The 5,099-nt window shown below is 67.7% G+C and carries 5 protein-coding genes and 1 tRNA gene; 5 read left to right on the top strand and 1 reads right to left on the bottom strand.

All coding sequences use genetic code 11. The features are described from left to right. The 5 genes from AB4Y86_RS11800 to AB4Y86_RS11780 all read left to right on the top strand — a co-directional run. Positions 1 to 788: prephenate dehydrogenase (locus AB4Y86_RS11800; protein ID WP_441402414.1), on the top strand; the 788-nt coding region annotated here is incomplete at its 5' end. Beyond that, a complete protein-coding gene (gene cmk / locus AB4Y86_RS11795; protein ID WP_441402413.1) occupies positions 788 to 1,516 on the top strand; it encodes a (d)CMP kinase in 729 nt (242 codons plus the stop codon). The genes AB4Y86_RS11800 and cmk, both read left to right, overlap by 1 nt. Positions 1,517 to 1,565: 49 nt before the next feature. Beyond that, positions 1,566 to 2,264 carry a lysophospholipid acyltransferase family protein gene (locus AB4Y86_RS11790; RefSeq protein ID WP_441402415.1) on the top strand — a complete coding sequence of 233 codons (699 nt, stop codon included), beginning with the start codon at positions 1,566 to 1,568 and terminating at the stop codon, positions 2,262 to 2,264. Next, positions 2,261 to 3,811 carry a ribosome biogenesis GTPase Der gene (der, locus tag AB4Y86_RS11785; protein ID WP_441402412.1) on the top strand — a complete coding sequence of 517 codons (1,551 nt, stop codon included), beginning with the start codon at positions 2,261 to 2,263 and terminating at the stop codon, positions 3,809 to 3,811. The genes AB4Y86_RS11790 and der overlap by 4 nt, the downstream gene beginning before the upstream one ends. A gap of 166 nt (positions 3,812 to 3,977) precedes the next feature. Then, positions 3,978 to 4,054: transfer RNA gene (locus tag AB4Y86_RS11780), tRNA-Pro, on the top strand. A 93-nt stretch (positions 4,055 to 4,147) separates the two neighbouring features. On the opposite strand, the gene AB4Y86_RS11775 is transcribed toward AB4Y86_RS11780, so the two are convergent. Further along, positions 4,148 to 5,017 (bottom strand): Fpg/Nei family DNA glycosylase, encoded by an 870-nt coding sequence (locus AB4Y86_RS11775; RefSeq protein WP_441402411.1) that lies wholly within the window; start codon positions 5,015 to 5,017, stop codon positions 4,148 to 4,150. Positions 5,018 to 5,099: the final 82 nt, after the last annotated feature.

Here is a 5,099-nt window from a genome sequence, read left to right as displayed (position 1 = left end):
AGGCGGAACTGCGTGACCGCGGTGCCGACCTGGGCCGCTACGTCGGCACGCACCCGATGGCCGGCCGGGAAAAGTCCGGCCCGGTGGCCGCCCGCGGCGAACTGTTCACCTCTATGCCGTGGGTGCTCTGCCCCTCGGCCGAAACCCGGCCCGAGGCCCTGCAGACTGCGCGCGCGCTGGCCACGGACCTTGGCGCCGTGGTCTCCGAATTCGGCGCCGAAGAACACGACGAAGCCGTGGCGCTGGTCTCGCACCTGCCCCAGGTGATGTCTTCGCTGGTGGCGAGCCGGCTCCAGGGCACACCCCTGCACGCCCTCTCGCTGGCCGGAAACGGGCTGCGGGACGTGACCAGGATCGCCGCGAGCGATCCCACGCTCTGGGTGCAGATCCTCGGCGCCAACGCCGGCAAGGTCGTGGAGATCCTGCACGGCGTCCGCGAGGACCTGAACCGGCTGATCGGAACGCTGGAGGATCCGACGGCGCCGGGCGCCAGGCTGGACCTCGCGCAGCTGATCAGCGAAGGCAACGCCGGCCAGTCCCGGATCCCGGGCAAGCACGGCGGACCCCCGCAGGCCTACTCCTGGCTGACCGTCCTGGTGGACGACACACCCGGACAGATCGCGAAGCTCCTTACCGAGATCGGCGAGATCGGCGTCAACCTCGAGGACCTCCGGCTGGACCACTCCTCGGGGCAGAATGTCGGCATGGTGGAAATCTCCGTGCTGCCCAACAAGCACGAACTGCTCATCGAAGCCCTCAACGACCGCGGATGGCGGGTACTCCAGTAATGACCCAGGAACTTATCGAAACTGTGGACGTCGTCCGCCCCGGAAAGAGCCTCGTCGTGGCGATCGACGGACCCTCCGGCTCGGGCAAATCCAGCGTCAGCAAAGAGGTGGCGCGCCGGCTTGGGCTGGCGTACCTGGACACCGGCGCCATGTACCGGGCACTGACCTGGTTTTGCCTCGACAGCGGCACCGATCTGGCGGACGCCGAAGCCGTCGAAGCCGCAGCGGAGGGCCTTCCCCTCGAAATCAGCACCAGCCCGCAGGAAGAGTACGTCCGCGTGGCCGGGGCCAACATCACCCTGGCCATCCGGGAGCCGCGCATCTCCGGCTCCGTCAGCGCCGTCGCCACCACGCTCGGGGCACGCACCGAACTGATCCGCCGGCAGCGCGAGCTGATCGAAAAGCACCACCGCCGCATGGTGGTGGAGGGCCGCGACATCACCACCGTCGTCGCGCCCCATGCCGAAGTGCGCATGCTGCTCACCGCCAGCGAGGAAGCCCGGCTTCGCCGCCGCGGAATCCAGCTCGGCGGCAGCCAGAACGCCGAACAGCTCGCGGCGCAGGTCACGGCGCGGGACGCCAAGGACTCTACGGTGGTGAACTTCACCCAGGCCGCCGACGGCGTGGTGACCCTGGACTCCTCGGAGCTCGACTTCGCCCAAACCGTCGAGGCGGCGCTCGGGATTGTGCACACGGTCATCAACCATACGGCGCTCAATCGTGACTGAGCCCGGAGCCGGGGCGCAGCGTCCGGGCCGCTGGTTCCTGGACGGAACCATGGCTTGGAGCCGGCCGGTCGGCTGGACCCTGGACCACTTGGTGTACCGGACCACAGTCAAGGGCCGAGCCAACRTTCCCGCGGCCGGTCCGGTGATTTTCGCCGGCAACCACATCAGCTTCCTGGACGGTCCGGTGATGTTTGGCGCCGCGCCGAGGCCGATGCATATCTTCGTCAAGAAGGAGATGTTCGCGGGCCTCCCGGGCCTGGTCCTGAAGGCCTCCGGCCAACTGGCGGTCGACCGCGCGGGGGACCGGGCGGCGTTGCACCGGGCCAAGAACATCCTTGACGCCGGACGGTGCGTCGGGATCCTCCCCGAAGGCACCCGGGGGAGCGGACAGGCGGCGACGATCAACAACGGGGTGGCCTGGCTCGCGTTGAACTCGGCGGCCACCGTGATCCCGGTGGCCATCCTCGGAACGAGAATCGGCGGCGAGCACCTCAACACGGTTCCCCGGCCCGGCCGCAGGCTGCATGTCAGCTTCGGCGGTGCCCTCACCGTCAACCGCAGGCCCGGAGAGACCGGGCGTGCTTCAATGGACAGGGTGGGAACCGAGATCCGCGCAGCTTTGGCGCGGCACGTCCAGGACGCAATTCAATGCAGCGGGCAGCGCCTGCCCGACGCGGATTCCCCGCAAGAACTTCAGACAGCAGTAGCCGGGACGCCGGCAGATCACCACCTAAGGAAAGTGCAATGAGCGATACGACTCAAACCCCCGGCCATTTTGGCGCCGGTGAAGACGAATACACGCCCACCGGCACGGACCAGGTGGCGGAGCATCTCGCTGCCCTGGACGACGAGGAAGCCGACCTCCGCGCGGCCTCGCTCCGGGCCGGCCTGGACGACTACGAGCTGGACGAGGAAGACGCCGCCCTGTTGAGCGGCCGCTACGAGGACGAGGACTTCGACGGCCCGGTCAAGCTTGACCCGGTGCTGGCCATCATCGGCCGCCCGAACGTCGGCAAGTCCACTCTCGTCAACCGCATCCTGGGCCGCCGCGAAGCCGTGGTCGAGGACACCCCCGGCGTCACCCGGGACCGGGTCATGTACTCCGCCACCTGGAACGGCCGGAACTTCACCGTGGTCGACACCGGCGGCTGGGAGCACGACGCCCGCGGCATCCACGCCCGCGTCGCCGAGCAGGCCGAGATGGCCGTGGAACTCGCCGACGCCGTGCTGTTCGTCGTGGACTCGGCCGTGGGCGCGACCGCCACGGACGARGGCGTCATGAAGATGCTSCGCAAGWSCAAGAAGCCGGTCATCATGGTGGCCAACAAGGTCGACGACTTCGCCCAGGAGGCCGACTCGGCTGCGCTGTGGGGCCTCGGCTTCGGCGAGCCGTACCCGGTGTCCGCACTACACGGCCGCGGCGTCGCCGACCTGCTGGACCACGTCATGGACACACTTCCCGAGTTCTCCACGATCGAAGGCCTCGAGCGCAGCGGCGGCCCGCGCCGGATCGCCCTGATCGGCCGACCGAACGTCGGCAAATCCTCGCTGCTGAACAAGCTCGCCGGCTCCGAGCGCGTCGTCGTCGACAACACCGCCGGCACCACGCGCGACCCGGTCGATGAGTTCATCGAACTCGGCGGCCGGACTTGGCGCTTCGTGGACACGGCCGGCATCCGGCGCCGCCAGCACATGGCCCAGGGCGCCGACTTCTACGCCTCTTTGCGCACCCAGAGCGCGCTCGAAAAGGCGGAGGTCGCCGTGGTGCTGCTCGCCGTCGACGAGGTGCTCAGCGAGCAGGATGTGCGCATCCTGCAGCTGGCCATCGAATCCGGCCGAGCGCTGGTGCTCGCGTTCAACAAGTGGGACCTGCTCGACGACGAACGCCGCAGCTACCTGGAACGCGAAATCGAACAGGACCTCGCCCACGTGGCGTGGGCCCCGCGCGTGAACATCTCGGCTAAAACCGGCTGGCACAAGGACCGGCTGGTCCCGGCCCTGGACACCGCGCTGGAGAGCTGGGACAAGCGCATCCCCACCGGTCGCCTCAACGCGTTCCTTGGCGAGCTCGTGGCGGCCCACCCGCACCCGGTCCGCGGCGGGAAGCAGCCGCGCATCCTCTTCGGCACCCAGGCCTCGAGCCGGCCGCCGAAGTTCGTGCTGTTCACTACCGGCTTCCTGGACCCCGGGTACCGCCGTTTCATCACCCGACGGCTCCGCGARACCTTCGGTTTCGAGGGCACGCCSATCGARGTCAACATGCGGGTCCGGGAAAAGCGCGGCAAGAAGCGCTGATTCGGCGCGCGCCCGCCGGGGGAGAAAGTTCCCGTGGCACAAGTCAAAATGTCACGGGCACCCTCCGGCATCGTGTAAGCTTTTGGAGGTGGTTCGGCCGGACTGCTCAGATGAATTCTTTTGGTTCGCCAAGTGAAGCATCGGGAGCGGAGAACGGCGGGACCAGCGGGCTGTAGCGCAGCTTGGTAGCGCACTTGACTGGGGGTCAAGGGGTCGCAGGTTCAAATCCTGTCAGCCCGACCAACAGAAAGTACCCCGCCATTCCGGCAACGGAATGGCGGGGTTTTCTGTTTCCCGGAAGGGGCTACCCAGGCAGTGCGAACTTTCAGGCAGTACCTACTTCAGGAAGCGTGAGGTCCGCCGGTCGGCGAGGATCTTGCCTTTCGTCTGGCAGGTGGGGCAGTACTGCAGCGAGGTGTCAGCGAACGACACCTCCCGCACCGTGTCACCGCACACCGGGCACGCCTCGCCGGTCCGTCCGTGGACCCGCATATGGCTGCGCTTCGCATCCTTCAGCTCACTCGGGGGTTTCCCGCGGGCTTCCGCCACCGCAGTCCCCAGAATCTCGTGGATCGAGTCGTAAAGACGCTGCACGGCCGGCCGGTCCAAGGAGCCGGCGACCGCGAAGGGCGACATTTTGGCCGCGTGCAGGATCTCGTCGCTGTAGGCGTTTCCGATCCCGGCCATGATGGCCTGGCTGCGCAGCACACCCTTGATCTGCTGGGAACTGCCGGCCAAGATCACGGCCAAGGCGTCGACGTCGAACCCGGGGCTGAACGGGTCCGGACCGAGCGCCGCAACGCCGGGAACGTCGGACGGATCCCGGACCAGATAGACGGCCAGGCTTTTCTTGGTGCCGGCCTCGGTCAGATCCAGGCCCAGCGGACCGGTTCCGCTCGAAAACGAGAGCCGCACGGCAATGTGCCCGCTGCCCATTTTCAGCAGCGTCCCGGTGGGGGTTTCGGTGAAGCGCACCCAGCCCGCCCTGGCCAGGTGGAAGACAAAGTGCAGGCCGCCGGCCTCAAGATCCACGAACTTGCCGTGCCGGCTCACTCCGGTCACGGTCCTGCCCTCCAGCTCGGAGAGCGGCGGATCCGCCGTCTTGAGCACCGCGAAGGAGACAATCTGGACCTTCGCCAGGACAGTTCCGCGCAGGCGCGCATCCAAAAAGTCCGCCAAGGCTGCAACTTCCGGTAGCTCAGGCATGGGCAATTCCTTCCAGAACCGGTGCTGGTGCCGCCATGGCCCCATCATGCCAGAGTCCTCCCGGCCCCGGACGGATATGCCT

Source organism: Arthrobacter sp. 2YAF22_2 (assembly GCF_052114645.1).
GTDB lineage: Bacteria > Actinomycetota > Actinomycetes > Actinomycetales > Micrococcaceae > Arthrobacter.
The sequence above is the reverse complement of the archived record's forward strand: the minus strand, read 5'-3'. Positions and strand labels throughout refer to the sequence as shown.

Excerpts from the sequence above, each read along its gene's own strand:
- AB4Y86_RS11775 (WP_441402411.1), bottom strand. The coding sequence starts at position 5,017 with ATGCCTGAGCTACCGGAAGTTGCAGCCTTGGCGGACTTTTTGGATGCG.
- cmk (WP_441402413.1), top strand. The coding sequence starts at position 788 with ATGACCCAGGAACTTATCGAAACTGTGGACGTCGTCCGCCCCGGAAAG.